We start from the raw sequence: 24,247 nt of genomic DNA on the forward strand, positions 1-24,247 counted from the left end.
ACATTTGTCCACTTTGATACTTAAGGGCGTCCGCTCGATCGAGGATGATTCGATGCTGGGAATGATTTTGCTCATGTCCCTTCTCGGCACCAGCATGATTGCAGTGGTCGTTGTGATTTTCGAGTGGCGTGCCCTCGTTGGCTACTGGCGCACCCCTAAAATTCCCCATGAGTGACATCTCGACTTTGCCAAGCAGCAGCGAGGCAGCATGTCCAACGTCTTGACCGCAGTCGCCGGCGCCGAGATTCGAAGGGGCGACATAATAAAATTGATCAATGGGCAGCTATTCCCCGCCCTTCTGTTTGAGCAATACGTCGGCGCTGCCGCCGAGAATATTGCTGCTGGGAAAACCGCGTACGGCGACGAACTGGGCTTCTGGAGGCCGTGCCGGCGGCATGCGACCCTTTCAAAGTCAGCTAAGGGAGCTCAATGAATGCCAGAAGAGACCGAAATGGCCGTCGTAGATTCCGCTGGCGGCAACAACCAAGCAGCTAGCGCAAATGCTTGAGCGGCTTCGTACCTGTTTCGTCGGAAGGGGCGTTTGTCGCTGAAACTGATGATGACGACTAAGGGCATTCCTCATACAAGACCTACGCTCAACGGTTCGGGTCGCTGGCCGAGGCGTTCAGGCAGGTCGGCTTCGAAACCAAGCCGCGCTACTGTTTCCTGGAAACCGCGGCCAAGCCGCACCGGCGTTCGACCTATGAGAAGTGCGCCAACGCGACGCCGGATGATTTCCGCTTTTCTGTGAAAGTGCCTAAATCCGTATCTCATTCATCGCAGCTAGCGCGGAGTGAACTCTATCGCTTCATCGAAGAGAGCGCCGGATTAGGCGCAAAGCTCGGCGTTTTTCTCGTTCAATTTGCAACCTCGCAGAATTTTCGTCGAGTCAGACGCGGAACTCCTGCTCGGCACACTGCAAGAAAGCACCTCAGCCCTCTCGTTTGCGAGCCACGTCACGAAAGCTGGTTTATGCCCGAGGTCGATACTTGGCTTGGGGAACGTCGGATTAGCCGCGTCGCTGCGGATCCGGCGCGGGTGCCTGATGCCGGCCTGCCGGGCGGGCGGCCGGGCCTGCGCTATTTTTGACTGCATGGAGCGCCGCGCATTTATTACTCAGCCTACGACGGGGCATACCTTCGCGCGCTGAAGTCAAGGCTCGCAGCATCGTCGTCTTGTGAGACCTGGTGCATCTTCGACAACACTGCCGCCGGCGCAGAACTCCAGAACGCACTCGACCTGCTTCCTTGAAGGGCCTCTTGGCAGTAGTTGACTGACAACCCACACCCGGCCTTTCGGCCATCTGCGCCTCTCCGATCTCGCCCCGCCTCCGTGCCAGCCATAGGCAAGCCGATCAGAGTATGTACCGGCCCTAGTCTGACGGGCCATAAGCAGATGAGAAAACTTGATTCACTAGCGGCGAGAAAGAGCTTTAGGGGGATGCCCACCATCCGTCGGGAAATGGCTCAAGCAACGCCCCGTCGATTTGATTGTCGTTCTCAGGGTGCCTGACAGCTCCTGCATCTCTGCTTGGTGGCGTGTAGCGACGGAGGCGGACAGATAGGGCGCCGAAATCGCGACCTCGGAGGCGGCGCGAAGCATAGCCTCTAGAGCGCAATGAAGTCGCACCGCGAGCGCTTCGCTCTGCATTTTCGACTAAATCTCGAAGATCTTCCAATTCTGAGAGCTGAGAGGCGAGCTCGCCCAGTCGTTGGAGATAAAGCATTGCGCGAGAGCTTCGCATAAATGTTCTCCACAGTACAAAAGCACTACTAGGACTGCTTCTGCAGAGAAACGGGATAAAGTGGCAATCTACTGTGGGCAACATCAGCTTTCAACACGTCAGGCTTACTGGCTCAACGAGGGCTAATGCGTTACCAGTCTGTTCAGCAGCGAATGACAGCTTAGTGTCAAAATGCGAAAAACTCAGGTCGAGCACATTTAATCCGTTCTACTGCGATGAGCTAACCTGCGACCGGCGCGGCCGCAACTTCGCAGACGGGCCAACAGCCGATATCAAACGCCCCGAGCGTAGTCAGTCGAGACTGTTAAGAGGCCGCTCAGCTTCGTTGGCTGCCGCCGCCAGGAACACCGTGGACCAGCCGGCGTTAGGCCGCCATGTCCTATGCCGCCCCACGCGAATGGCTAACGTGGCTCGGAACTGCAACCGCGCGGCCGGCCGCCTTCCTCGTCTTCCTCGCTTACGTGATCGCCTGGATGGCGTTCGGCCACCTCGACTGGCATTCGGTGGCGACGCTGGCGACATGGGCGATGACGCTGTTCATCCAGCGCGCCGAGCATCGCGACACCCAGGCCCTTCACGCCAAGCTCGACGAACTCCTGAAGGTCCATGAGGGCGCAAAGGACTCGCTAATGAATGTCGACGAGAAGGACGCCGAAGAGGTCGAACGCGAGCGCGATCACGTGAAGAAGTCCTCGCGATGAGCGCGTGATCGAACGTGGCGGCTGATCTACACTGGGTCACAGGCGGCCCTCAGCGAGAGCGTTTGCGAGGTGTTGAGCTGAGGCGTGATATCGACGATCTTGGCGTGCGGCTTTTTCAGAGCGTCCGCCAGCGCCATACCTGTTTCGAGCGCTGCAAACCCAGAGGCCACAAGGTCACTATGGACCTGCCCCTTCTCCTCGAAGGTCAAGTAGCTTCCCTGCACCCTTTCGATGCGGACCGGCTTCCTTCCCTCGTTTTCAACGATGACGTCTGCGATCCTCTGTTTAGTGCCTGCATATTGCGGCATAGCGTCCTTACCGCGGATCAAGCCCATCACGCGCTGCGAGATCGCTTGGATGCCATCCTCAGCAAATAGGTAGAAGCGGATCGAAAGCCCCATGGGATGACCATCCTCAATGATCCCGCATGTTTCGTCGCGCAGATAGAATGCGCAATGGCAAACGGGTTAGAGGTTTCCGACTAAGTTCTCCGGCCTGCGCCTCCAGGTCGCCTATCGGACTCAAAGTGGACTTGTTCATCGAAATCAGCTCCATGGCGTTGCATCAGGGGGTCGTTGCATCAGATTGGACCCCCGCAGCTAGCGAAAAATTGGGGCCGGCCCACCGGTTTTGCTTGAGCGCCAGGAGGACCCGCCTCAGTGGACGAGGGTGCAACCTTGAGTATCATATCGCGGCGCATTTCATTTTCTTCAGCGACATATTGAGAGGTTCTATGTACCCAATTTTCCCAAAGGCAATCGCCACAATAATGTTGCTGACCGTCGCAAGCTCTGCTGTCGCACAAGGCATTGAAAAATGCGTCAGGCTGACTGAATCGAAGCCGGACATCCGGAATGGGCTCTTATCTGAGAAGTTCACTAACACTTGCTCGTACTGCCAACAGTTTACCGGTGGTAGCTCGAGTTGCGGCTCAACAGAAGGATCGCCTCGAGCCAGGTTCATCCGCTTCGATGGTCTTTCATTGGATCCAAATTGCGGAAGCGCGGAGACGGGCATTCGTGATGAAGGCCCTGCTCCGAGCAAAAATCAGAAGGAAGGCCAACACACAGTCCCAATTCGGTGGGGAGATCTATAGAGGCCGGCGGCCCATTTATTTTGGCGACGCCCGTACGTGTTCGTCGTTGAGCGGGACGGAGATCAAGGAATTTCGGACATTCGAAGCTCCAAAAGGGTTATTCCTCACGCGAATTCGCATGACGCCCGAAGCCTCATGGTCGGTGGTATCGTTCGCAGGGAATGAAAATGGTTGCATCGTTAAGGATGTCCGCTGGGCACCCCGCCATAGCAGAATGGCGCTCTGGCAGTCACGGTCTTGGCCCATGCAGATTGCGGCTCGGGCCCGGGCAATCTCGACAAGACCATTATGGCGAAATGCGTCTTTAGTGCTGAGGTTGGAGGAACTGGACCGCATTTGACGCCCAACGCATGCGAATTACCACCACCGCCGCTCGGTTCTGGCGAACCAGATCAGTGTAAGACTCGACGGTAAAACTTAGATCTGCGCGCGATCCTGGAGTCCGATAAGAGCCCTTAGCGGAGTCAAGCAGATCAACGCCCTGCTCTGCCCGAGTCGGCTTCGGACCCAAAGCCGACCAAAACGCCTAGACGGCATCGATGGGGTTCGGTAGCGTGAATGACGCATGTGCCCACAACTCTTGAGGCGGAGTCATGGAACGACGTGCTTTCTTGGGGCTTTTGGTCGCCCATTCTTTCTTGATCAGCGCGGGGGACGCTCAGAGCGAGCGCTTGCGGCGCATTGCGATTGTCATGAACTATTTGGTAGATGATCCAATCGGACAAGCGCGCTTTGCCTCTATCATTCAAAGCCTGCAAGCGCTCGGTTGGACGGAGGGTCGAAACCTAACTGTACAGGCCAGCTGGCCCGGCGCAGACCTGGGGATCATTCAGAAGGAGATCAATGAGCTGACGAAGGGTCCCTGGGATGTTGTCGTGCCAACGTCGACGCCAATTACGCGCGTTCTCCTTAAGAGCAATATTAAGGCCCCGATCGTCTTCACAAATGTTTCTGACCCCGTAGGTGACGGCTTTGTTCAAAGCCTGCCCCGACCCGGGCGCAACGTCACCGGTTTCATCAATTACGAAGGACCACTCGCCGGCAAATGGCTTCAATTACTTAAAGAAATTGATCCCAGGGTGAACAACGCATCGCTCCTCTTCAACCCCGATGTAGCACCCCGCCACGGAGACTATTACTGGAACGCCTTTGAAAGCGCCGCGAAATCGTTGGGAATAATCCCCACCGCGGCACCCGTCCGGACAGTTGACGACATTGATGAAGCGATCCGAAAAATTAGCGACACCCCCGGGAGTGGTTTAGTTGTGGCCTCGGACAGCTTCGTCGGCGTTCACCGAGCTAAGATCGTCGCCAGCGCTGCGCAGCATAGAGTTACGACGTCTTACCCTTTCATCATCGAAGGCGCTCTGATTTCCTACGGACCTCCCCTAACTCAGTTCTATAGTGACATCGCGCCATACATTGACAAAATCCTGAAAGGTGCGAAGGCCAGCGACTTACCAGTTCAGGTCCCAATTAAAGTAGACCTTGTGATCAACATGCGAACTGCGAAAGAGCTGGGTCTTCAAGTGCCCGCGACGCTCCTGAGCCGCGCCGACGAGGTGATTGAATAAAACTACTGGGTCGAAGTCCGCAGTTGGCCGATATTGTTGCAAAAGTCAGTTGAGAGGAGCCAGCAAGCGTGATTTCGATGTGTTGACGCGAATCGCGACGAGGTCGATCCATGATGGGCCGTCTGAAGAGTGACCAAGGTCAACTGTTCTACGAGTTTCATCTCAGCGATGTAGTTCCCGAACGATCATGCCGTTCTTTCACTTCGATATTCCGGGCGGAAACGACATCACAATCGACGATGAAGGCATCGAGCTCGTCGACGAGGTCGCTGCCGAAGCCCTGGCCCTCAAAACGTGAGGTCAGGCAATCGAAGACGACGCTCGGAAACACAAGACCGGAATGATCAAGGTCGAGGTCCGGGACCCGACAAACCGAGTGGTGTTAACGGCCTCGGCCGCCGTCTCGATTTCGCGTTCGCAGCCCTGAGGGCGTAGACGGCGCAGACTCCGCTGCCGTACGATCGGCAGACGAGGGTCAAGAAAGCGAAGCCAAAGAGGCTGCCCGGAAAAAAGTTTGTTCAGGAAGAAGCGATACGACAGACGAGCAAGGACGACATCGCGGACCTGTAGAAGCTCGCTAAGTCACTCCGCAAGAAATTGCATTGAAACCGCTCCCCTTGACTGGAGTTTCCACCGCCCTGAAGAAAGTGGACGGGCGACTGTCTGGCGACTAGTCTCCCGTCCATGGGCGAACAGGACGCTGAACGATTTCGGCTGGAAGCCGAAGAATGCCGACGCCTGGCAGCGCAGGCAGCTAAGCAGGAGGACCGCGAGGCCTGGCTCAAGCTCGCTGCTGATTGGATGACGCTCGCCCAAGGCGCTGATCTGCACAAGGGCGTGTTCCGGCTCTGGAACTAAGCCTAGTATTGGGCGTTCTCTCCGTAGCGTTAGCGGGAGTTCGTCCCATGACAAAACACGCAGACGAGTGAAGCAAACGCGCCCCCTCGAAGAGAGGCTGGCCGCACAGGCAGCCGACCTGCAGGAACGCGCCAATCAATCGCCCGCCGGAGCCGAGCGCGAAAACCTATTGAGACGGGCCCGGATTGCAGACACGGGCGCCCACATAAATGATTGGCTACGTTCTCCTGGCCTGCAGCCGCCGAAGTGATCCTAAAGAGCGCAAGTCTATCCCGCCCCCCCGAATGTAGGCCGCCTCGAAGCGTCCACGAGATGCATTGCGCCTACGAAGAGAAGGCCAAGCAGTGAGCGCTTCACTCCAGGACGCTCACGATCTCGAAGTCTGGTGCCGCGATCGCAAGGTGGCGTTGCTGAAGCACAAGGAGTAGTTGCGGCCTTGTGCCTTCACTGCCTTGAACGGAACTGCTGGCGACCTTGAAGCTGGGTTTCCGGACCGGCAGGAGATCACAATGCCCTGCTGCGGGCGTTGTTCGCTAAGAGTTGGAAGAAACGTTGCTACTTGCCTTGTGTCAGGAAGCACGAACCAAAGTGTCCCAAGTAAGAGGCCCATTGCGATCCGAGGTCGGAGCGCAATGGCCTGGCTTGTCAATGCATATGGCTGATCAGGTAAATTCCGCCGCCCAGCACCACGACCGCAGGAACGGCCCAAAGAATCAATACAGGCATCGCTTTCTCCTCCATCGTTTCCCCATAAGCAGAAAACGGGAAAATCCGGCAAACGTTCCGGGTTTCGGAGTGGCTCAGCTGAAGCATCCGCCGCCCTAAAGGGATTGGAACGCTTCCGCGGGCGATGGCATTAATTTTGGTGAACAAGTCGCCCGGAAGGCCTGACAAAGCTGCACCCAAATCGACACGCGGCGTCGGCTGCTGGTACAAATCCCGACTGAACCTTCTGCGGATTGGACCCGTGGACAAGGATCAAAACGACTCCCGCAAGCAGGACAGCTCCTCCCCCACCCGAGAGGCGAAACAAGTTATTGAAGAATACATTCGCGACCTGCGCGAACTGATCACAAAGCTCCGCAGAAAGTTGAACTAAGCAGCCACGATGCTCAATGCCGAGGAATGCCGAAAGCTCGCCGCGCGATATCGTGAGCGCGCCAACGACGAAAAATCGGCAACGCGCCTCACCAACGTCCTGTTGAGCGTCTCCAATGCCTACCTCGCTTTGGCAAGCCAGCTCGATCTGCTTGAACTAGTGGAGCGCCAGGAGAGCGGGAGGCCTCCCGCCGGAGACGCTCCAAAACCGTAGACGCGGGTCACAACGAGGCGAAGATCAAAATTTCCCTGCTCTGCCGCTGTTGGTCTCAATGTGATCGCCCGCATGTGTGCAACGCAATCTGACCGCGGGCATTGAACGCAAGGATCGCACGAACGACGTGGTCCCGCACTCCGTAAGAAATCAGCGCCCCGTCATCCGCAGGCTGAAGCTCGGCAAGCTGGGTGGCTGGATATTCGTTCAAGCGGTCGATCCAATACGCACGTCGACCTTTCGGCCCGGCAATGGCTTTCATACCGCCGCACCCGCAGCGAATGACGGCATCCTCAGCGTACATTGCCAAAATGATCTCGATCTTGCCGGCGCGGTAGGCCTCGAACCAGTCGAGCGCCGCAGCGAGTGGGTCGAAGGACAAATTTCCCTCCCCTCTACGACTAAGGATCGGACTAATTAGGACCATTCCAATGAACCGAAACTGAACGCCCAGTCGCCATTGGCAAAGCCCTCTTCTAAAGAAAATCGCCACCGGCGTGATCGTCGAAGTCGTTTGCCGAACAGCGTTCAAGCCAATGAGATGTCGGCTGTGGGAGGTAGAGCAGACTTTGGGTAGCACCGGCGTTCACCTCCGCTGGACCCACAGCGGAGTCAACTCATCGCCTTTCAGCCGGGCGCTCATTGGTGCAAGCCAATCAATTCAAGCCAAAGCAAAATGATGAAGAAAAAGGCCCGACCGCAAATGCGACCGGGCCAGTTTACTGGAAACGGGAAAGCTGAAAGGTTTAGTACCGTCCGGCGGAGGGCCCGCCGAACTTGTAATTCACGCGAACCGTGACGAGATCGACATCCTGACGAATGCGATCCGCTCCGAATGCAACGCCCGCCGGGGTTGTGAAGGTGAGGGTGCGATCCTGCATGAACAGATGATCGTATTCGACACCAGCCGACCAGCCCGGGGCAAAGCCGTATTCAAAGCCTACCCCGACGGTACCGCCCCAACGGGTGTCATCACCAGTGCTGGCAAGCACGGCGCCAGTCGCAGTCGAGTAAATCCGGTTTCGATTGTCTGTCACGGCAGCACCGCCCTTGACGTAGAACAGGACGTTGTTGGTGGCCCAGCCGAGCTGACCCGTGAAAAGACCGAACGCATTGATCCGCGAATCGTTACGGAAGCCGGGTCCGAAGAGCGTGCTCAAGTTGCTCCCTCGCAGGTCAGCCCAATCGCCTTGCGCTTCGAGGCCGAACACCCAGGTTCCAGTTTGCCAACGATAGCCAATCTGACCACCCGCAACGCCACCCGTTGCGTCGTGCGAACCTTCGGGGCCTACCAGGAACGGAGCAACCGAGTCCCAGCTGTTGCGACTTGAGCCCCAACCGCCGTTGGCGCCGATGTAGAAGCCGCTCCAGTCGTAGATGGCGGCGACCATTGGAGGGGCCTTGGTGTAGGGACGCGCAGCCAGATCTGCTGCGTTGGCCGGAGCCGAGAGACCGAGCGCCAATGCCCCGGCCGCCGTCATTAGGAGTCTTGTCACTTAGGTGTCTCCCCAAAAAAAGAAGTTGAAAGAACCGCGCGTACCCCCACTGCCGCGGACACCTTACCCTTTCCGTCGCTCATTGCTGTAGCGGGCTTGCAACACTCTTCTGCTATAATTCCAAATAGCTCATATGAATTAGATACTTAAGTTCCATGAGGCTTAGCACTTGTTAAACGGGTGCCGAACGCCTTCAACGCCGGCAGAGTGTTCCGCTTCTGGCCCTGGCTGACATCCTGACGTCCAAGTGATGTCCGAAAACGGGCCAAAGCCGAACTTGCTATCCGAGCGAGCCCCCAATCCGTTCCCGGGTACGTCCGCCGGGCCGCGGCGCCCACTTCGCCAGTGCGCCGCCCTTCTCCGCTTTACGCGGCTCTCGAGATCAGTCGGGCTTTGCGCGCGGATACCTGCTCCCATCGCGCGATCGCCAGCCCGCAATACTCGGGGTTAAGCTCGACACCATGACAGCTGCGGCCGGTCATTTCGGCCGCGATGATCGTGGTGCCACTCCCAAGGAAGGGTCGTAGACAACGTCTCCTGCAGCGTGTGGTGCAGGATCGGCCGGCGCATGCACTCGATGGGCTTCTGCGTGCCGTGGCCGGTGTGGCTGCGACGGTGCGGGCGCCCCTGCTTACAACGCGGCAGACCCCGACGAGCTACCGCTGCTGCCCCGAGGGCTTCGAGACAAAGTTCGCGTCAACGGAAACGAAGCGGCCGCTGCTGCTAAAACCCTCGCCGAAGCGGCCGGGCAATCGACACTAGCGTTTCGCGGTTTTTTCCTTTGCGGTCTTCTTCGCCTTCTTTTTCTCGACGCGCACGCCCTTGAACTTTTTGGCGTTCTTCGCCTCCTTCTTCGGTTTCTTGACGGCCATGAACTCCCCGGAGCTTCTGTCGCGCTTGGTCCAGCCGCTTGCTCCACCAATTGTGGTTTTGGTTTGCGAGCGTTTCTTGACAGCGCCCTTCCTGGCATTGTCGCCAGCCGGCTTATTGACAGCCATCCTTCTCTCTCCCTTGCGACTCAGTTCACAAAGAATGGTAGCCGCGGGACTCCACTTTTGACCAGCTGTACCTAGATGAACCGCTTGCCCAACGCGTTCGAGTTCTGCCTGCCCACGGCCGCCAAGGCCGTGCCCCGCTCCACGAAATCAAGTACGACGGCTACCGCCTGCGGGTCGAGCGCAACGGAAAGTCCGTCCGTCTGCTGACCCGCAATGGCGATAACTGGACCGACCGTTTCCCTGGATCGTGCAGGCCGTGCTGAAGAACCGCGAGCAGCAATTCGTCATCGACGGCGAGGAGGTGGTGCTTGGCGTCGACGTCCGACTTCAACGCCTGCACTTGCGACAGCATACGATGAGGTGCAGCTCTACGCTTTCGACCTCCTGGCACTCGGCGGCGAGGATCTTCGGCAACTGCCCCTGACCATGCGCAAGACCAATCTATCGCGGCTGCTGCGCCGCCGGCCGGACGGCATGTTCGTCGCTCCGTTCGAGTCAGGCGAGATCGGTCCGGAGCTGTTTCACGCAGCGGTGCGCCGAGGCTTGGAGGGCCTCGTTTCCAAACGGCGCGATCGCCGTTATGGGGCTGGCCGCTCACAGGATTGGATCAAGGTCAAGAACCGCACGCACCCAGCGATGTCGTCGTCCAGGAAACCTTCTCCGCTCGTGATTAGATGGATAGAGATCACGCGCGGGGCATTGTTGCGAAATTCAGCCTTCTTATCGGTGGTAGACCGCCTGATCCGGAGGGCTGGGCATCGGAAGCCCATATTCGTGCGCGCGCTTGGCTGCCAACTTGCGATAGGACTGAGCTTGCGCGAGCAATTGATCCTTGAAGGTTGAGTCGATTTCACCGGCCGCCAGCCCTTCCAGTTGGACCGCGCGCTCAAGATATTCGGTAAGGAGCTTCACGCAATCAGTCCCCGCGAATTGCATTTGGATGCGGGCCACACGCAACAATCTCAGCGCGAAGCCTCGGTTCTTAACAGGTTTCCGATGGATGCAGGGGCGCCGGCATTCGGCTTAGCCAGCCAATTGTCTATCTGCGCTGCTTGCTCGGCCTGATGTACGCGCTTCATCAGGAGGTCGCGTTCGGTGCCCGGGGCCAGCTGATCAGCCGCTTCGCGAAATTAGGCGGCCTCTTCAATCAAACGGTCCTGGAACGTTTTTGCAGGCTTGATCCGAGTTCCGCTTTTTGACATTGCAGTCTCCCCATGAAACACCGCAAAATGATGCTGGCATCTTGACAGGGAACAATGACGAGGAACAAAGGTTCCTTTTGCAGGAACATACTTTGGACGGCGATGTCTCTGTCTGATCGTGTCATGTCAAATTTGGACGTGGTGCTGGAAGAAGTCTGCCGTGAGCTTCCGAGCGGTGGAGACCAGGAAGTTCGGAAGGTGATCGCGGAGCAGCTTTTGCACGCCGCCGAAGCGGGCCAACATTCTCTTGGAGAGCTACGCGCTATAGGGCTGCCCACCTTTGCAGCGGCGGCTAGGCGGTCGCAGCGCCATTAGCTACAAGGAAAAACCCATGGCATCCGTACTCTTGGTCGAGGACGAAGCTCTGATCCGAATGATGATCGCGGACATGCTAACGGAGCTTGGTCATAGCGTTGCGGGAGAGGCCCCCGATCTCACATCTGGACTGATGCTCGCCTCTGCACCGGGCGTCGATGCCGCAATCTTGGATCTGCAGCTCGGCAAAGATAGTTCTGAGCCCATTGCCATAGAGTTGGAAAAGCGCGGCATCCCATTTGCCTTTGCGAGCGGCTATGGGGCTGACGGCATGCCGCAGACCTTCAAGGATCATCCGGTTCTGCAAAAGCCCTTCCCAATGGACGAGCTTCAGCGCTGCATGGCGAAGCTGTTGGGCTAACAGCGTCCGGTAGTTTGCTCCAGGACACGGGCCAAGTCGTCTTCGGAGAATGGCGTTCGGATCAACGGAAATGCATCCCGGCGCCGTTCTCGACCGGAAAGCTGAAGCACTTTTAGGCTAGGCCGAAGTCGGGTTGCCCGTTCTGCTAACTCGTGCCCATCCATGACGGGCACATTGATGTCGGTGATCAGCATGGAAATTCCCTCATAACTTTTCAGCACGTCAGGAGCTTCGGCGCCGCTGTGTGCGCAGACTACTTCACACCCCAGGTCTTCGAGCATGCTTGCCATGACATCGGGGACATCAGCGTCATCATCAACAGCAAGTACCATGGAACGGGAACAGCTCTCACTGCCAAAGGTTCCCGAATCGCCCCTTTTTGGAACTTAACCTTCGCTGCGCTTGTCGATTATCGCCGCGCGGATCTTGGCCACTATCGGCGATGAGAACGCCGGCTCCGCCTAATGTTGGAAGGAGGCGCAAGGTGAACTCGTCGCGTAAAGAACGACTGCTTGAAGAGGGAGACAGTTGAGGGAATAGGCAGCTACTTCCCTACGGCCCCGTCCGACAGGCAACGCTGAAAAGAGCCCGACAAGCCGAAATAGCTGCACACATTGACTAGTGGCTTAGTTCGACCGGTTTGCAGCCGCCCAAAAAGAATGACCTTGCTCGCTCCAGTTGATCTACGATGCTTGAGCCGTTGAACATTTGACGACGATCGAGGCCTGCCCGAACCTATCGCCCACGCGCTGTGCGAGCCATAAGGGAACCACTAGCTATCTGAGGCGTTAAAAGTGGTTCGGTGGCCCAGCGGGGGAGCCGCCCTTCCCAACATGGTCTGACCCCTCGTTGGGTCGTTTCTCGCCCCGAGAGACGCTTTATGTCTAACGTCGAAGAATTTCCGCTCTCCGCCCGCCGCCAACCGACGGAGTTTGAGGCGCTGGTGGCTGCTGGCCAAACCGCGCTGGATGCCATCCCCGGCGCGGTTTACCTTTGCGACGCTGAGGGATGGTTGGTCGGTTATAATACCGAGGCGGTCAGACTATGGGGCCGGACCCCCGATCCCTCCCGGAAGGAACGTTTCTGCGGTTCGCACCAGCTATACCTCTTGGACGGCAGCCCTCTCGCCCATAGTGATTGTCCCATGGCCACCGCAGTCCAGTTGGGAACACCGACCCGGAACACCGAAGTCATAATGGGCCGACCGGATGGGTGTCGCTTTACAGCGTTGGTCAATATCCAGGCGTTGCGCGACCACTCAGGAGCCATCCAGGGCGCCATCAATTGCTTTCAGGACATCACAGAACGCAAGCGGATCGAAGAAGACGTCCGACAGAAGACTCAGGACCTAGAGGACTTTTTTGAGAATAGCGCGGTCGGCCTTCATATCGTTAGTAGTCAAGGCATCATCCTGCGCGCCAACAAGGCAGAGTTGGCGCTGCTCGGCTACAGCCCAGAGGAGTACATCGGCCGCCACATCGCAGAGTTTCATGCCGACGCGCCGGTGATCGGCGACATCCTTCAGCGTCTGTCGTGCGGCCAGCCGCTCGACCGTTATCCCGCACGGTTGAGGGCGCGTGATGGCTCATTGAAGCATGTCCTGATTACGTCAAACGGCCGGTTCGTGAACGGCAAGTTCGTGAACACGCGCTGCTTCACCGTAGATGTGACGGCCTTGCGACACGCCGATGAGGCAAGGCAAGCCAGTGATGCACGACTTGCGGCAACGTACGAGGCCGCCATGGTGGGCATATCCGAAGCGGACGAGAACGGCCGGCTCCTGCGGGTCAATAATTCTCTTTGTCGCATTACGGGGCGCTCACGCGAGGAACTGCTTGCAATGACCTTCCTCGACTACACCGATGAAGGTGACCGGACGAAGGACGCCGAGCTCTATGCGACTCAGGTGCGCGGCGAGATTGATAATTATACAATCCGGAAGACAACGTTGCGGCCTGATGGTTCTGTGCGGCATCTCGACATTTCGAGTTCATCGGTGCGCGATCCAAATGGTCGCTTTCTTTACGGCGTGCGTATTGCCCAAGACGTCACGGCTACCAAACAGTTGGAGGATCGTCTGCGCGAGGGCGAGCAGCGCATGCGCGATTTGCTTGAGGCGCTGCCGGCAGCGATCTACACCACCGATGCCGAGGGCCGTATCAACTTCTTCAATCGGGCCGCGGTGGAGATGGCGGGCAGAACTCCGCAGCCCGGCGACGAATGGTGCGTCACCTGGAAACTTTATTGGCCCGATGGCTCGCCTCTACCGCACGACCAATGTCCGATGGCGGTCGCGCTTCGTGAAAATCGTCCGATTCGTGGGGCCGAGGCAATCGCCGAACGTCCAGATGGCAGACGCGTGCCGTTCATTCCTTATCCGACTCCGCTGCGCGATGCGGAAGGAAAACTGGTCGGCGCCATCAACATGCTCGTCGACATCAGTGAGCGAAAGCAGGCAGAGAACGCACAAAAGGTGCTCATCGACGAATTGAATCACCGCGTCAAGAATACGCTTGCCACGGTGCAGTCCCTCGCGAGCCAGACCGCTCGCCATGCAGCCGATCTGCAGGAATTTCTGCCGACGTTCACAGGGCGGCTGATGGCCCTTGCTCGTGCTCATGACCTTCTCACGACCCGGCATTGGCAAAATGCGCCCTTGGAGCAACTGGTTCACGACATCGTCGCGCCGGTCTCCGGCGGACGGGTTTCCACAGCCGGGCCGCACGTCGATCTTGACGCGCGTATGGCGTTGAGTGTCACGATGGTTCTCAACGAGCTTTTGACCAATGCGGCCAAATACGGCTCATTGTCCGTGCCGGGCGGAACCGTCTCGCTCACCTGGAGGATCGTTGAGAGCGAACGGTCTCAATTCGTCCTACAATGCGAATGGATCGAACGCGGGGGTCCAACGGTTACGCCCCCCAAGCGGCGAGGATTCGGCACGCGGCTGATGGAACGTTGCGTCGAGCATGATCTTGCAGGCGAGTTCGATCTGCTGTTTGAGCCAGCGGGTACTCGGTGCCGCATCGTATTTCCGATCAGGCTGGCATCCGCCAATGTCTGAGGCGTCCGGCGCCAGGGTCCTCCTCGTTGAGGATGAAGGTTTGGTCGCTCTCATGATCGAAGACATGCTCGAGGAATTGGGCCTCAAGGTCGTTGCCTCTGCGGCTCATGTCAAAAAAGCATGCGACTTGGCGGCTACCGGCTCCTTTGATCTGGCGCTGTTGGATGTCAACTTAGCCGGAGAGTTTGTCTTCCCGGCGGCTCGCGTCCTTCGGGACCGCGGAATCCCCTTCCTGTTCAGCACGGGCTATGGCGCACCGCCCTTGGAGGACGAGTTCAAGGATGCGCCCGCGATTGGCAAGCCTTTCTCGGTAGACCAATTGAAGGAAAAACTGCTGACGCTTCTGTCGCTGCCTTGAGTAGATGGCAATCTAGAAGCGTTCAAACAGACAGAGGGTAAAGAATCCAAGCCATCACGGATGGATGAGGCCTGCGCGTTGTTGAGGAGCACGCCGCCGTGAACAGCAGGGCCGGTTCTGGACGGGGCTGCGAAGAAAGGAAACCCTTCAACGGAACGATATCGATGCGCTGATTCAGGGAATGCCCAAGGAAGGCTTGCGGGCGATTTGAGCAAGCGCCGGGCGCGCGGCGGTGATGGTGGCGAGAGCGGCTTCTACACGGCCCGCTTATTCCTAGGCTCTGCCAGAACCTCGATTTTCCTGCTCGGCGGCAAACCGTTCGAGATCACCGGTAGGCGATCCTCTTCGCTCTGCCGCACCTCCATTTCCAAGCCGGGATCGGCTTGCCTGGCACGCCATTCGATCCAGAGATGACCGGCCACCAACATCACGCCGGCGCAAAACAGCGCGAGGGCCGCGCTGACGAGATCACGATAATTATCCAACCACGAATCAAGCATAGGTGCAGACCGGCCGCTCAGGGAGCTCCGCATACCGCCCGCCTGCACGTAGCTAAAGTAGAATGGAGACGTCGCGGTTCAAGGGAGCCTGTGCGGCAGAGAAAGGCTTTCGCCGTGCGTGAGGGTGCGACGTCTTGGGAAATTCTCGCGCATTCATGCCGGAACATTCAGTCCGCTTTCAAATTTTAGAGGCATCACCGGCCTGAAAGCGTCCCTGATTGGGCTCAGCGGGTCAGGTTATCCGGTGGTTCTGACCATCTTGCTCCCCGGAGGATTTGGACATGAAGAAAGCCTGGACCCTAGTCGCGCCGCCTGCCAGCCCCGCCGCACGCGTGATCCTGCGCTCAATGCGTCAAGTCGCAGGGCGCGCCGGCTCTACCGCAACAACGTCGGTGAGGAGCGTACGATGTTAGCTATCTCGTCGCTTCCCGCGATTCATTCCGAACGACGGCTGTCCCGCTATCTGAATGAGGTCCGCCGATTTCCGCTGCTCGAAGCTAGGGACGAGATCGAATATGCGCGCCGCCTGCGTGATCGGGGCGACCCCGAGGCGGCCTACCGGCTGGTGACCAGCCATCTGCGGCTGGCGGCGAAATCGCGATCCAGTATCGCCGCTATGGCCTTGCCATCGCCGGCCTCATCTCCGAGGCCAATGTCGGCCTGATGTTGGCCGTCAAACGGTTCGATCCCGAAAGAGGCTTTCGGCTCGCAACTTATGCGACTTGGTGGATCAAAGCGGCCGTGCAGGAGTACATCCTCAGATCTTGGTCGCTGGTCAAGCTCGGCACCACCGCGGCGCAGAAGAAGCTGTTCTTCAACCTCCGCAAGCTGAAGAGCAGACTTGGTGTTCCGCATTGCACACGCTCCAAAACTTAACATGCCCGAATTCCCAAGGCGGGGAAAACCAGGTTAGAATAGACTTTCCCTTAAGGGGCAATTCATTTTCAACGCCGCAACCACCGCGCTTTTACGCGCCATTTTCGATGAAATCTGTGAAAGCGTCTCGCACCGCGAGATCGGGGCCCGTACCCACGTCCGAGTATCGGCCGAGGGCCTTAGGTAGGTTCGCCGCGACGCCCTCTCGCATGCGCCGACGATGTGGCGCTGATCGCAGGTGCTGGCGTGAACTTCCAGGTCACTGTTTTGAAGATCTTGGCGGCATACCCGGACGGGTTTGCCGTGACGGAAGACCTCAAGCGTGACATGGCTATCCTGGCGACGAGTGCCGCGACTGGACGGACAGGGCGAGGCGGCTCGCGGCCAAGGCGCCCGACCTGGACATCTGGTCACAAGGCCTGGTCGAGCGCCTAAGCGGGGGATGGAAGATCACAGCCAAAGGACGGGCAGTGCTCAAGGTCATGGAGGCCGCTCCAGCGACGTCGGAGACTGTCCACGTGCCTGCGGATGAAGATTCCATTGCGGCGTCCACACCGCCCGTTCCACCGCTGCGGTAGCTCGCCGATCGAGCCAACCGGCGCCGGGAGCGTCGCCGTGAGGCCCGTGAATGGGTAAGGGCGAACGCCTCCTGAGGAAGGTTGAACGAAAAAAGGTCGCCAGCGATGGCGGCTTGATAGTCCCGGCCCGTCGGTTGCCGTCCCAGCCCAAGCGTACCGCCGTTACCTTGTTTGCGGCCATGCCCCTCCGAGCTACCGAACACACTTTGATTTGGCTAGCGGGCCGCGGATGTATGCACGAGGCATTCTACCGAGCAGGCAAGGCCTAAATGTAGACCGGGGAGCCGAACCCGGGCGTGATGGCCAGCCGCGAACCGGTTTCGCTCGAATGACACCAAGTACCTCAAGCTAAACGGGGGGCCATTTCCGCCGAAGAGAGCACGTGCCGTACGATCGTGGTCGGCGCGGTCGTCCAAAAACTTGCCGCGGGCCTGCGATATTCCTACGTCATGGCGCGACAGTTCAGCGCGACATCGCTGGCGGCGACCCACGCCGGATCGTCCAGGGTTGCCGAATACTCCTTCCGCGGCTAGGCCTGGTCGGATCGAGATCCTGCGCCAGTCCTGCAGCGATCGGCGCTGCTTGTTCGCGTCAGCCGCAATCAGGCTCGCATCTCTCGGTGGCCAATTGCGCGCCCTGAAGTCAAATCCTTGGTTTGACCGCCGCATCATCGCCGGGCATCGATCGATGCGGTCCCGGGAGTGGGGCCGGCACTTTCAACAACTGGCCAGTATTGCAGGACCAAGACTTTCTATCGGGCGGGACTTCTCAGCGTGAGTCGGCTTATACCAAAGCAGAACTCGAGGGAGGCAAGGACAAGCTCAGCATCATCAGCAAGTCAGGCGACACGAGACCATATTCCACCCACTACTTTAGTTGCTCGCCTCTGTTTGCATGGCGACCTGCGCGCACTCGCATTGCTGCGTTTGTGACGGTAGGTGTAGCGTCGATGAAATCGCTCATTAGAAGCTAACAACAAAAACGGAGTGAAACGCAATGAAGTTCACAACTCAATTGCCACAGATCGCAGGTCTCCCGCGGTTCCTAGGGGCGTTCGCTCTGCTTGCTGCGACCACCGGCGCCGCGACGGCCGCGGATCTGATTAAGATCGGCGTGATCGCGGAGGCCCAGGCTATCGCCGGCGCTTCGATCCCACAGGCGGCTCAGCTCGCCGCCGAGGAAATAAATGCCGCAGGAGGCGTCGACGGGAGGACAATTCAGATCATCGGCTACGACAACCACTCCTCCTCGGCCGACTCGGTGCGAGCATTCCAGCGCGCGGTGAACGAGGACAAGGTCAATGCCGTCATCGCCAGCTATATAAGCGAGGTGGTACTGGCCCTGGAGCCCTGGGCCTCGCGCCTAAAGACGCCTTTCGTCACGCCAGGCGCGGCCTCCAATGAGATCAGCAAGAGCGTTCACGCCGACTACGAGAAGAACAAGTACACCTTCCACGGCTACCTGACCTCGGCGGCACTGGCGCTGTCGGTCTGCGACGCGGCCAAGGAGCTTCTCGTGGACAAGATGAAGATGAAGACGGCGGTTATCATGAGCGAAGACGCAGCTTGGACGAAGCCGCTTGACGTCGGCTACGAGGAATGCCTGCCCAAGGTCGGGCTGAAAGTGCTGGATCACATCCGCTTCTCGCCAGACACCACCGACTTCACGCCCATCTTCAACAAGATCGAAGGCTCCAAGCCCGACGTCATCATCACTGGCATTTCGCATGTCGGCGTGCAGCCGACGGTACAGTGGAAGAACCAGCAGGTTCCGATACCGATGTTCGGCATTGCCTCGCAGGCGACCAACGAGACGTTCGGCAAGGACACCAACCAGGCGGCTGAGGGCGTGCTTTACCAGGGCGTCTCCGGGCCGGGCGTAGCTGTGACGCCGAAATCGGTGCCGTTCGCGGAAAATTTCAAGAAGAAATTCGGCAACTATCCCTCCTATGCCGGCTACACCGCTTATGACGAAGTCTATTACATTGCAGACGCGGTGAAACGGGCCGGATCGACCGAGGCCGACAAGCTCGTCACCGCGCTGGAAGCGACAGATTGGGAAGGCACCATCGGCCGCGTCCAGTTCTACGGCAAGGACGATCCGTTCACGCACTCGATTAAATACGGCAAGGGCCTGATCACCGGCCTGATGCTGCAATGGCAGGACGGAAAGCAGAGCGCGGTCTGGCCTAAGGACGTCGCCAAGGTCGACATCAAGTTCCCGAGCTTCATCAAGCTCAGTAATTGATCGGCAGGGCTGCTCCCGGGAGCATTCCACATGCGGCGGACGCAGCACCTCCCTCACGGCGCGGCCGGACTGCCGCCATAGACCAGATTGCCAATCTCAGATGCGCGCATTCCAGATTCTGATTGATGGCTTCGCCATCAGTGCCCTCTACGCTCTCGGCGCCACCGGCTTCACCCTGATCTTCGGCGTTTCCGGCGTCCTCAACCTCTCTCACGGCGCTATCATGGTGGCCGCAGCGGTCGCTGCCTGGGCCGCCGCCAGCATTTTGGGCGTCGGTACTTATGCCGGCGCACTGATCGGAGTCGGCGTCGCGCTCATCACAGCGTTTGCCACCTACTTCGCGGTCGTGAAACCGATCCAGGATTCTCGGCGCATTCCCAACGAGGAAAAGGAGATCTTCGTCCTCACCGGCACGCTGCTCTGGGGCATCATGATCCAGGAGCTAATCGCCTATTTCTTCACCAACAACGCCAAGACGGTGCTGCCGATCGTCGAGGGTGTGGTCGATATCCTCGGCGTCCGCACCCCAAAGAACGAAATCTTCACTGCGATCGTCTGCTGCCTCGTCATCGCGCTGCTATGGCTGCTGGTGAATCGCACCCGCACCGGAAAGGCGGTCCTAGCGGCCTCGATGAACCCGCGCGGCGTCACTCTGCTCGGCCTCGAACTCACCAATATCTACATTGTGGTGTGGGCGATCTACGGCATCCTGGCCGGCATCGCCGGCGTGCTGCTCGGCATGTTCCTCGGCGTCAGTTCCTACAGCGTCGGTCCGCTGACGGCGAGCGCGTTCTCCATCGTCGTGCTCGGCGGCCTCGGCAGCGTTTCCGGCTCGCTGATCGCCGCCTTCGTGGTCGGTTTTCTCGAGACCTTGACGGCCTATCTGGTCTCGCCGGCCTACCGCACCATTCCGGCGCTGCTGCTCCTCGTGTTGGTCATGTACATCCGGCCTCAGGGTCTTCTGGGGAGGCGCTGAGATGTCCGGCTTTTTCACCTCGCGCCTGTTCGTTATCTCGCTGGCGCTGGTCGTGATCGCGGCAACCATGCCATTGTACGTCTCCGGCTACGTGCTTGGCCTCCTCACCGTCGCGTTCTATTTCGGCGTGTTCGCGATGGCCTGGGACCTGCTGTTCGGCTTCGCGGGCGAGGTCAATTTCGGTCCGACCTTCCTGATCGGCGTCGGCGCCTACACCGCCGGCATTCTGAACAACCAGTTCGGCTGGTCGGTCTATCTCTGCATCGTGATCGGCGCACTGGCTTCGGTCATCGCCGGTCTCGTGCTGGCATTGCCGGCCCTTCGAGTGCGCGGGCCCTATTTCGGCCTGACCACGCTGGTCGCGGTGCTGATGCTGCAGAACTTCATCGTGGTATTCGCCGACCTCACCGGAGGCGAAATCGGCCTCACCATTCCCGATGTCATCTCGATTGACGCCGGCGTCAACTACTGGATCGCGCTCGGCTTCATGACGATCTCGGCCGCGATCCTGTACGGTCTGTCGCAATCGCCGATCGGTCTCGTGCTGCAGGCCAGCGGCCAAGATCCGGTGCAAGCGGGCGCGCTCGGCTTCAACATCGTCAAGCACAAGCTCGCCGCCTTCATCGTCTCGGCGTTCTTCTCGGGGTTGTCGGGCGCGCTCCTAGTGTTCTACTTCGGCACCGCCTCGGTCGGCACCGTCGTCGACGTCGCGGTCGGCGTAAATGTCATCGTCTCAGCCGTGCTCGGCGGCCGGCGCACGGTGCTCGGCGCAGCGCTGGGCGCAATCTTCCTGATTGTTGCCGGCGAGTTTCTACGGCCTACCGGCGAACTCGCGACCCTCATCGTATCGGGGGTCGCCCTGCTCGTCGTGCTGTTCTTCCCCGGCGGCTTCCTCGGAGCGGCCCTCTCGCGGGAGGCGCGCTCGTGATGGATCGGATGGTTGAAAACCGACCCGTGCTGAAAGTACGCGGTCTGACCAAACGTTTCGGAGGCCTGACCGCCGTAAAGAATCTGGGTTTCGAGGTCAACGCCGGCGAGATCTTCGGCCTGATCGGGCCGAACGGTTCCGGCAAATCAACGGCCATGAAGAGCGTGATGGGGATCGAGCGCCCCACCGCGGGCGAGGTCGTGTTCGAGGGCCAGAACGTCGCCGGTCTGCCCGCGCACCAGATCGCGCGCAAGGGCTTCGGCATGGTGTTCCAGCACTCGCGGCCACTGAACCGGCAGACCGTGCTGGAAAACATCATGGTGGCGCTGCTGCCGGACAGCCTGTTCATGCTGTTTCCGGACAAAGCGCTGGTCGAGCGCGCCAAATGGATCGCCAATCGGGTGGGGCTTGGCAGCGTGATGACCCGGCGTCCGCCAACGCTGCCCTTCGCGGACCTCCGCCGGCTCGAGCTTGCCAAGGCCATCGCGCGCGATCCGAAAGTGGTGCTGGTCGACGAGCCCTTCGCGGGACTCACGCGTGCCGAGGTCGACGTCTTCTCGGAACTGATCCGCAGCTTCCGCGATGAGGGCCGCGCGGTGATGCTGGTCGACCACAACGTCAAGAGCGTCGCGGCGCTGGTCGACCGGGTGCTCGCGATGTATCTCGGGGAGGAGATCGTCACCGGCAAGGCCGATGACGTCATGAAGAATGAAACGGTGCGCCGAGTCTATCTCGGCGGCGCTATCGAGACCCATGCGCGGCCCGAGATCAGCTTCAAGGACAAGGTGCCGCTGCTGCAGATCGAGCATCTCAGCGTGCATTACGGCAAGGCGCAGGCGCTGGAAGACGTCTCGATCCACGTCCACGAGGGCGAGTTCGTCTCCGTCGTCGGCCTCAATGGTGCCGGAAAAACCACACTGTTCAACACCATTTCTGGTTTCTTGCCCTATAGCGGCGAAATTGTGCGTGGTGGCGAGAAGCTGCGCGGCACCAGCCCTGCAAAGATCGCCCGCAGCGGCCTCGTGCAGTGCCCGGAATCCCGTGAGCTATTCGGCGAGATGAGCGTGCGCGAAAATCTCGACCTCGGCGGCCAGCATCTTCCCGACGACAAACGCGCCGCGCAGCTCGCCTGGCTGTTCGAGCTGTTCCCGATCTTGAAGGAGCGTCAGGACCAGATGGCACAGACGCTGTCCGGTGGCGAACAGCAGATGCTGGCGATCGGCCGCGCGCTGATGATGCAGCCGCAGATCCTGATCCTCGACGAGCCGACGCTCGGCCTTGCCCCCGTGATCCTCGAGCAATTGTCGAAGGCGCTAGAGCGGATGCGGCGGACCACGTCAATCACGGTGCTGCTCGGCGAGCAGAACGTGACCTTCGCGCTTCCGCACGCCGACCGTGTCTACGTGCTCGAACATGCGCGGATCGTCTGGGAAGGCGATCCCAGCCGCTTCGCCGCTGAGGCCGGAGCCGACTTCCTGTAGCTCGCAAGTCTCAATAACGAACAGAAAGGGAAACGACCATGCGACCGTCGACAATGTTCAATTGCAGCGTTCTGACCTCCGCACTGGCGCTATGCCTTGGTTCGCCTGCCTTCGCGCAGTCGAACGCTCCGATCAAAATCGGTGTCATCGCCGAGGTACAGTCGATCGCCGGCGCCGCTACGCCGGGCGGCGCGCAGATCGCCGCCGACGAGATAAATGCCAAGGGCGGCGTTATGGGCCGCAAGATTGAAATCGTGACTTACGACAACAAAAGCTCGTCGGCCGACTCGGTGCGCGCCTTCCAGCGCGCGGCGAGCGAGGACAAGGTCTCGGCCGTGATCGCGAGCTACATCAGCGAGGTCGTGCTGGCGCTGGAGCCCTGGGCTGCCCGGTTGAAGATGCCGCTGATCACGCCGGGCGCCGCCTCGAACGAGATCACCAAGGCGATCCACAACGAATACGAGAAGAACAAGTACACCTTTCACGGCTATCTAACGTCGGCAGCCCAGGCCCAGCTGGTCTGCGACGCCGCAAAAGAGCTCCTAGTTGACCAGCTCAAGCTCAAGACCGTGGCCATCATGAGCGAGGACGCCGCTTGGACTAAGCCGCTCGATGTCGGCTACGAGGCCTGCCTGCCGAAGGCCGGGCTTAAGGTCGTAGAGCACGTCCGATTCTCGCCGGACACGACGGACTTCACGCCGATCTTCAACAACATGGAAGCGAAGAAGCCGGACGTAATCGTCACGGGCATCTCCCATGTCGGCGTGCAGCCGACCGTGCAGTGGAAGAACCAGCAGGTGCCGATCCCAATGTTCGGCATCAGCGCGCAGGCGCTGAGCCCAACCTTTTGGAAGGACACCAATGGTGCCGCCGACGGCGTGCCGTCGCTGGCAGTGGCAACGCCGGACGTTGCCGTGACCTCGAAGACAAAGCCGTTCGCGGCCGCTTTCAAGGCCAAGTACGGCGCGCCGCCGGCCTATACCGGCTACACCGCCTACGATGAGGTTTACATCATTGCCGAAGCAATCCAGCGTGCTGGCAGTACCGATCCTGACAAGATGGTAGCGGAGATGGAAAAGACCAACTTCGACGGCACGATCGGCCAGATCCAATTCTATGGCAAGGACGATGAGTTCACCCACGGCATCAAGTCCGGCCCGGGCACGGTGACAGGTCTGGTCTTCCAATGGCAGGACAGCAAGCAGGTCGTAGTCTGGCCGCAGAAGATCGCGGAAGGCAAGCTGAAGTTTCCGAACTTCGTGAAGCTGTCGCAGTAACCGTTTTCGGTCTCAGCAGGGCCCGTCGCCCACGGGCGGTGGGCCTTTTGCTTTGGCTGCGCCGCACTTCCTGCTGGCAATAGTGTAACAAGCCTAAACATCAATGTCTTTGATCACACGGCGGGTGCGGCGCAAGCTGGCCAACGTTCCGCTTGACTCCGCTGTCTTCCTTGTCGTCTGCCCCGCTGTCCAAAGGTATGCGCGGCGTTCGGGGATTGGCGATGGACTGCGCCTGCGCGGCGGCGAGCGCTTCCTGCGGCTTCTGTAGATGCGGCCGTTTTCGTGGACGGACAGCTCCGGCACAG

25 protein-coding genes and 2 pseudogenes are annotated in these 24,247 nt (G+C 59.4%); 18 read left to right on the forward strand and 9 right to left on the reverse strand.

Annotation, left to right across the window (positions count from 1 at the left end; all coding sequences use genetic code 11):
- Positions 1 to 52 precede the first annotated feature (52 nt).
- The 3 genes from ML401_RS24545 to ML401_RS24555 all read left to right on the forward strand — a co-directional run bounded on the left by ML401_RS24545 (position 53) and on the right by ML401_RS24555 (position 2,445).
- Positions 53 to 175 (forward strand): hypothetical protein, encoded by a 123-nt coding sequence (locus tag ML401_RS24545; protein WP_285807215.1) that lies wholly within the window; start codon positions 53 to 55, stop codon positions 173 to 175.
- A 491-nt stretch (positions 176 to 666) separates the two neighbouring features.
- Positions 667 to 1,089, forward strand: coding sequence for a DUF72 domain-containing protein (locus tag ML401_RS24550; RefSeq protein ID WP_376717380.1), 423 nt, complete (start codon positions 667 to 669; stop codon positions 1,087 to 1,089).
- Between the two features lie 1,029 nt (positions 1,090 to 2,118).
- Entirely contained in the window at positions 2,119 to 2,445 is a 327-nt protein-coding gene (locus tag ML401_RS24555) for a low affinity iron permease family protein (RefSeq protein ID WP_285807216.1), read from the forward strand.
- 26 nt (positions 2,446 to 2,471) lie between these two features.
- Here ML401_RS24555 and ML401_RS24560 read toward each other — a convergent pair whose 3' ends face one another.
- Complete coding sequence (locus ML401_RS24560) at positions 2,472 to 2,846, reverse strand: hypothetical protein (RefSeq protein WP_285807217.1); 375 nt, start codon at positions 2,844 to 2,846, stop codon at positions 2,472 to 2,474.
- A 283-nt stretch (positions 2,847 to 3,129) separates the two neighbouring features.
- Complete coding sequence (locus ML401_RS24565; protein ID WP_285807218.1) at positions 3,130 to 3,294, reverse strand: hypothetical protein; 165 nt, start codon at positions 3,292 to 3,294, stop codon at positions 3,130 to 3,132.
- Positions 3,295 to 4,134: 840 nt separating this feature from the next.
- Between ML401_RS24565 and ML401_RS24570 the strand changes: the two genes are divergently transcribed.
- Positions 4,135 to 5,115: an ABC transporter substrate-binding protein gene (locus ML401_RS24570; RefSeq protein WP_285807219.1), complete on the forward strand. Its 981-nt coding sequence runs from the start codon at positions 4,135 to 4,137 to the stop codon at positions 5,113 to 5,115.
- Between the two features lie 684 nt (positions 5,116 to 5,799).
- Positions 5,800 to 5,973 carry a hypothetical protein gene (locus ML401_RS24575; protein ID WP_285807220.1) on the forward strand — a complete coding sequence of 58 codons (174 nt, stop codon included), beginning with the start codon at positions 5,800 to 5,802 and terminating at the stop codon, positions 5,971 to 5,973.
- A 645-nt stretch (positions 5,974 to 6,618) separates the two neighbouring features.
- Here the strand turns inward: ML401_RS24575 and ML401_RS24580 are convergent.
- Positions 6,619 to 6,909: a hypothetical protein gene (locus ML401_RS24580; protein ID WP_285807221.1), complete on the reverse strand. Its 291-nt coding sequence runs from the start codon at positions 6,907 to 6,909 to the stop codon at positions 6,619 to 6,621.
- Between the two features lie 172 nt (positions 6,910 to 7,081).
- Between ML401_RS24580 and ML401_RS24585 the strand changes: the two genes are divergently transcribed.
- On the forward strand, positions 7,082 to 7,285 hold the full coding sequence (locus tag ML401_RS24585) for a hypothetical protein (RefSeq protein ID WP_285807222.1): 204 nt from the start codon (positions 7,082 to 7,084) through the stop codon (positions 7,283 to 7,285).
- Positions 7,286 to 7,340: 55 nt separating this feature from the next.
- Here ML401_RS24585 and ML401_RS24590 read toward each other — a convergent pair whose 3' ends face one another.
- The 4 genes from ML401_RS24590 to ML401_RS24605 form a co-directional block, all read right to left on the reverse strand.
- Positions 7,341 to 7,667, reverse strand: a complete 327-nt coding sequence (locus tag ML401_RS24590) for a nuclear transport factor 2 family protein (protein WP_285807223.1) — start codon at positions 7,665 to 7,667, stop codon at positions 7,341 to 7,343.
- A gap of 364 nt (positions 7,668 to 8,031) precedes the next feature.
- A complete protein-coding gene (locus ML401_RS24595; RefSeq protein ID WP_285812733.1) occupies positions 8,032 to 8,766 on the reverse strand; it encodes an outer membrane protein in 735 nt (244 codons plus the stop codon).
- A gap of 380 nt (positions 8,767 to 9,146) precedes the next feature.
- Positions 9,147 to 9,263, reverse strand: coding sequence for a hypothetical protein (locus ML401_RS24600; RefSeq protein WP_376717296.1), 117 nt, complete (start codon positions 9,261 to 9,263; stop codon positions 9,147 to 9,149).
- Between the two features lie 276 nt (positions 9,264 to 9,539).
- Positions 9,540 to 9,779, reverse strand: coding sequence for a hypothetical protein (locus ML401_RS24605; protein ID WP_285807224.1), 240 nt, complete (start codon positions 9,777 to 9,779; stop codon positions 9,540 to 9,542).
- A 104-nt stretch (positions 9,780 to 9,883) separates the two neighbouring features.
- Between ML401_RS24605 and ML401_RS24610 the strand changes: the two genes are divergently transcribed.
- From ML401_RS24610 to ML401_RS24620, 3 genes are all read left to right on the forward strand, one after another.
- Positions 9,884 to 10,042: a hypothetical protein gene (locus ML401_RS24610; RefSeq protein ID WP_376717381.1), complete on the forward strand. Its 159-nt coding sequence runs from the start codon at positions 9,884 to 9,886 to the stop codon at positions 10,040 to 10,042.
- A gap of 97 nt (positions 10,043 to 10,139) precedes the next feature.
- Complete coding sequence (locus tag ML401_RS24615) at positions 10,140 to 10,622, forward strand: hypothetical protein (RefSeq protein ID WP_376717297.1); 483 nt, start codon at positions 10,140 to 10,142, stop codon at positions 10,620 to 10,622.
- Positions 10,623 to 11,312: 690 nt separating this feature from the next.
- Positions 11,313 to 11,657, forward strand: a complete 345-nt coding sequence (locus tag ML401_RS24620) for a response regulator (protein WP_285807225.1) — start codon at positions 11,313 to 11,315, stop codon at positions 11,655 to 11,657.
- Here the strand turns inward: ML401_RS24620 and ML401_RS24625 are convergent.
- Entirely contained in the window at positions 11,654 to 11,989 is a 336-nt protein-coding gene (locus ML401_RS24625) for a response regulator (protein WP_285807226.1), read from the reverse strand. The two genes, ML401_RS24620 and ML401_RS24625, sit on opposite strands and share 4 nt — an antisense overlap.
- A 548-nt stretch (positions 11,990 to 12,537) precedes the next feature.
- Between ML401_RS24625 and ML401_RS24630 the strand changes: the two genes are divergently transcribed.
- Together ML401_RS24630 and ML401_RS24635 are read left to right on the forward strand one after the other, a co-directional pair.
- Complete coding sequence (locus tag ML401_RS24630) at positions 12,538 to 14,721, forward strand: PAS domain S-box protein (protein ID WP_285807227.1); 2,184 nt, start codon at positions 12,538 to 12,540, stop codon at positions 14,719 to 14,721.
- A gap of 52 nt (positions 14,722 to 14,773) precedes the next feature.
- Positions 14,774 to 15,079 (forward strand): response regulator, encoded by a 306-nt coding sequence (locus ML401_RS24635; protein WP_376717298.1) that lies wholly within the window; start codon positions 14,774 to 14,776, stop codon positions 15,077 to 15,079.
- Positions 15,080 to 15,333: 254 nt separating this feature from the next.
- On the opposite strand, the gene ML401_RS24640 is transcribed toward ML401_RS24635, so the two are convergent.
- The gene (locus ML401_RS24640; protein ID WP_285807229.1) at positions 15,334 to 15,579 is read right to left on the reverse strand and encodes a hypothetical protein; all 246 of its coding nucleotides are present in this window, start codon (positions 15,577 to 15,579) and stop codon (positions 15,334 to 15,336) included.
- 406 nt (positions 15,580 to 15,985) lie between these two features.
- On the opposite strand from ML401_RS24640, the pseudogene ML401_RS24645 reads away from it, so the two are divergent.
- The 7 genes and pseudogenes from ML401_RS24645 to ML401_RS24675 all read left to right on the forward strand — a co-directional run.
- Positions 15,986 to 16,422, forward strand: a pseudogene (locus ML401_RS24645) (sigma-70 family RNA polymerase sigma factor); the annotation flags it as partial.
- A 279-nt stretch (positions 16,423 to 16,701) separates the two neighbouring features.
- A pseudogene (locus ML401_RS24650) lies at positions 16,702 to 17,108 on the forward strand (hypothetical protein).
- Between the two features lie 921 nt (positions 17,109 to 18,029).
- On the forward strand, positions 18,030 to 19,280 hold the full coding sequence (locus tag ML401_RS24655) for an ABC transporter substrate-binding protein (RefSeq protein WP_285807230.1): 1,251 nt from the start codon (positions 18,030 to 18,032) through the stop codon (positions 19,278 to 19,280).
- 100 nt (positions 19,281 to 19,380) lie between these two features.
- Positions 19,381 to 20,256, forward strand: coding sequence for a branched-chain amino acid ABC transporter permease (locus ML401_RS24660; RefSeq protein ID WP_285807231.1), 876 nt, complete (start codon positions 19,381 to 19,383; stop codon positions 20,254 to 20,256).
- Position 20,257: 1 nt separating this feature from the next.
- Complete coding sequence (locus tag ML401_RS24665; protein WP_285807232.1) at positions 20,258 to 21,184, forward strand: branched-chain amino acid ABC transporter permease; 927 nt, start codon at positions 20,258 to 20,260, stop codon at positions 21,182 to 21,184.
- Positions 21,184 to 22,665, forward strand: a complete 1,482-nt coding sequence (locus ML401_RS24670) for an ATP-binding cassette domain-containing protein (protein WP_285807233.1) — start codon at positions 21,184 to 21,186, stop codon at positions 22,663 to 22,665. The genes ML401_RS24665 and ML401_RS24670 overlap by 1 nt, the downstream gene beginning before the upstream one ends.
- A 38-nt stretch (positions 22,666 to 22,703) precedes the next feature.
- Positions 22,704 to 23,942, forward strand: coding sequence for an ABC transporter substrate-binding protein (locus ML401_RS24675; protein WP_285807234.1), 1,239 nt, complete (start codon positions 22,704 to 22,706; stop codon positions 23,940 to 23,942).
- Positions 23,943 to 24,247: the final 305 nt, after the last annotated feature.

The organism is Bradyrhizobium sp. 62B (assembly GCF_030272265.2).
Taxonomy (GTDB): domain Bacteria; phylum Pseudomonadota; class Alphaproteobacteria; order Rhizobiales; family Xanthobacteraceae; genus Bradyrhizobium.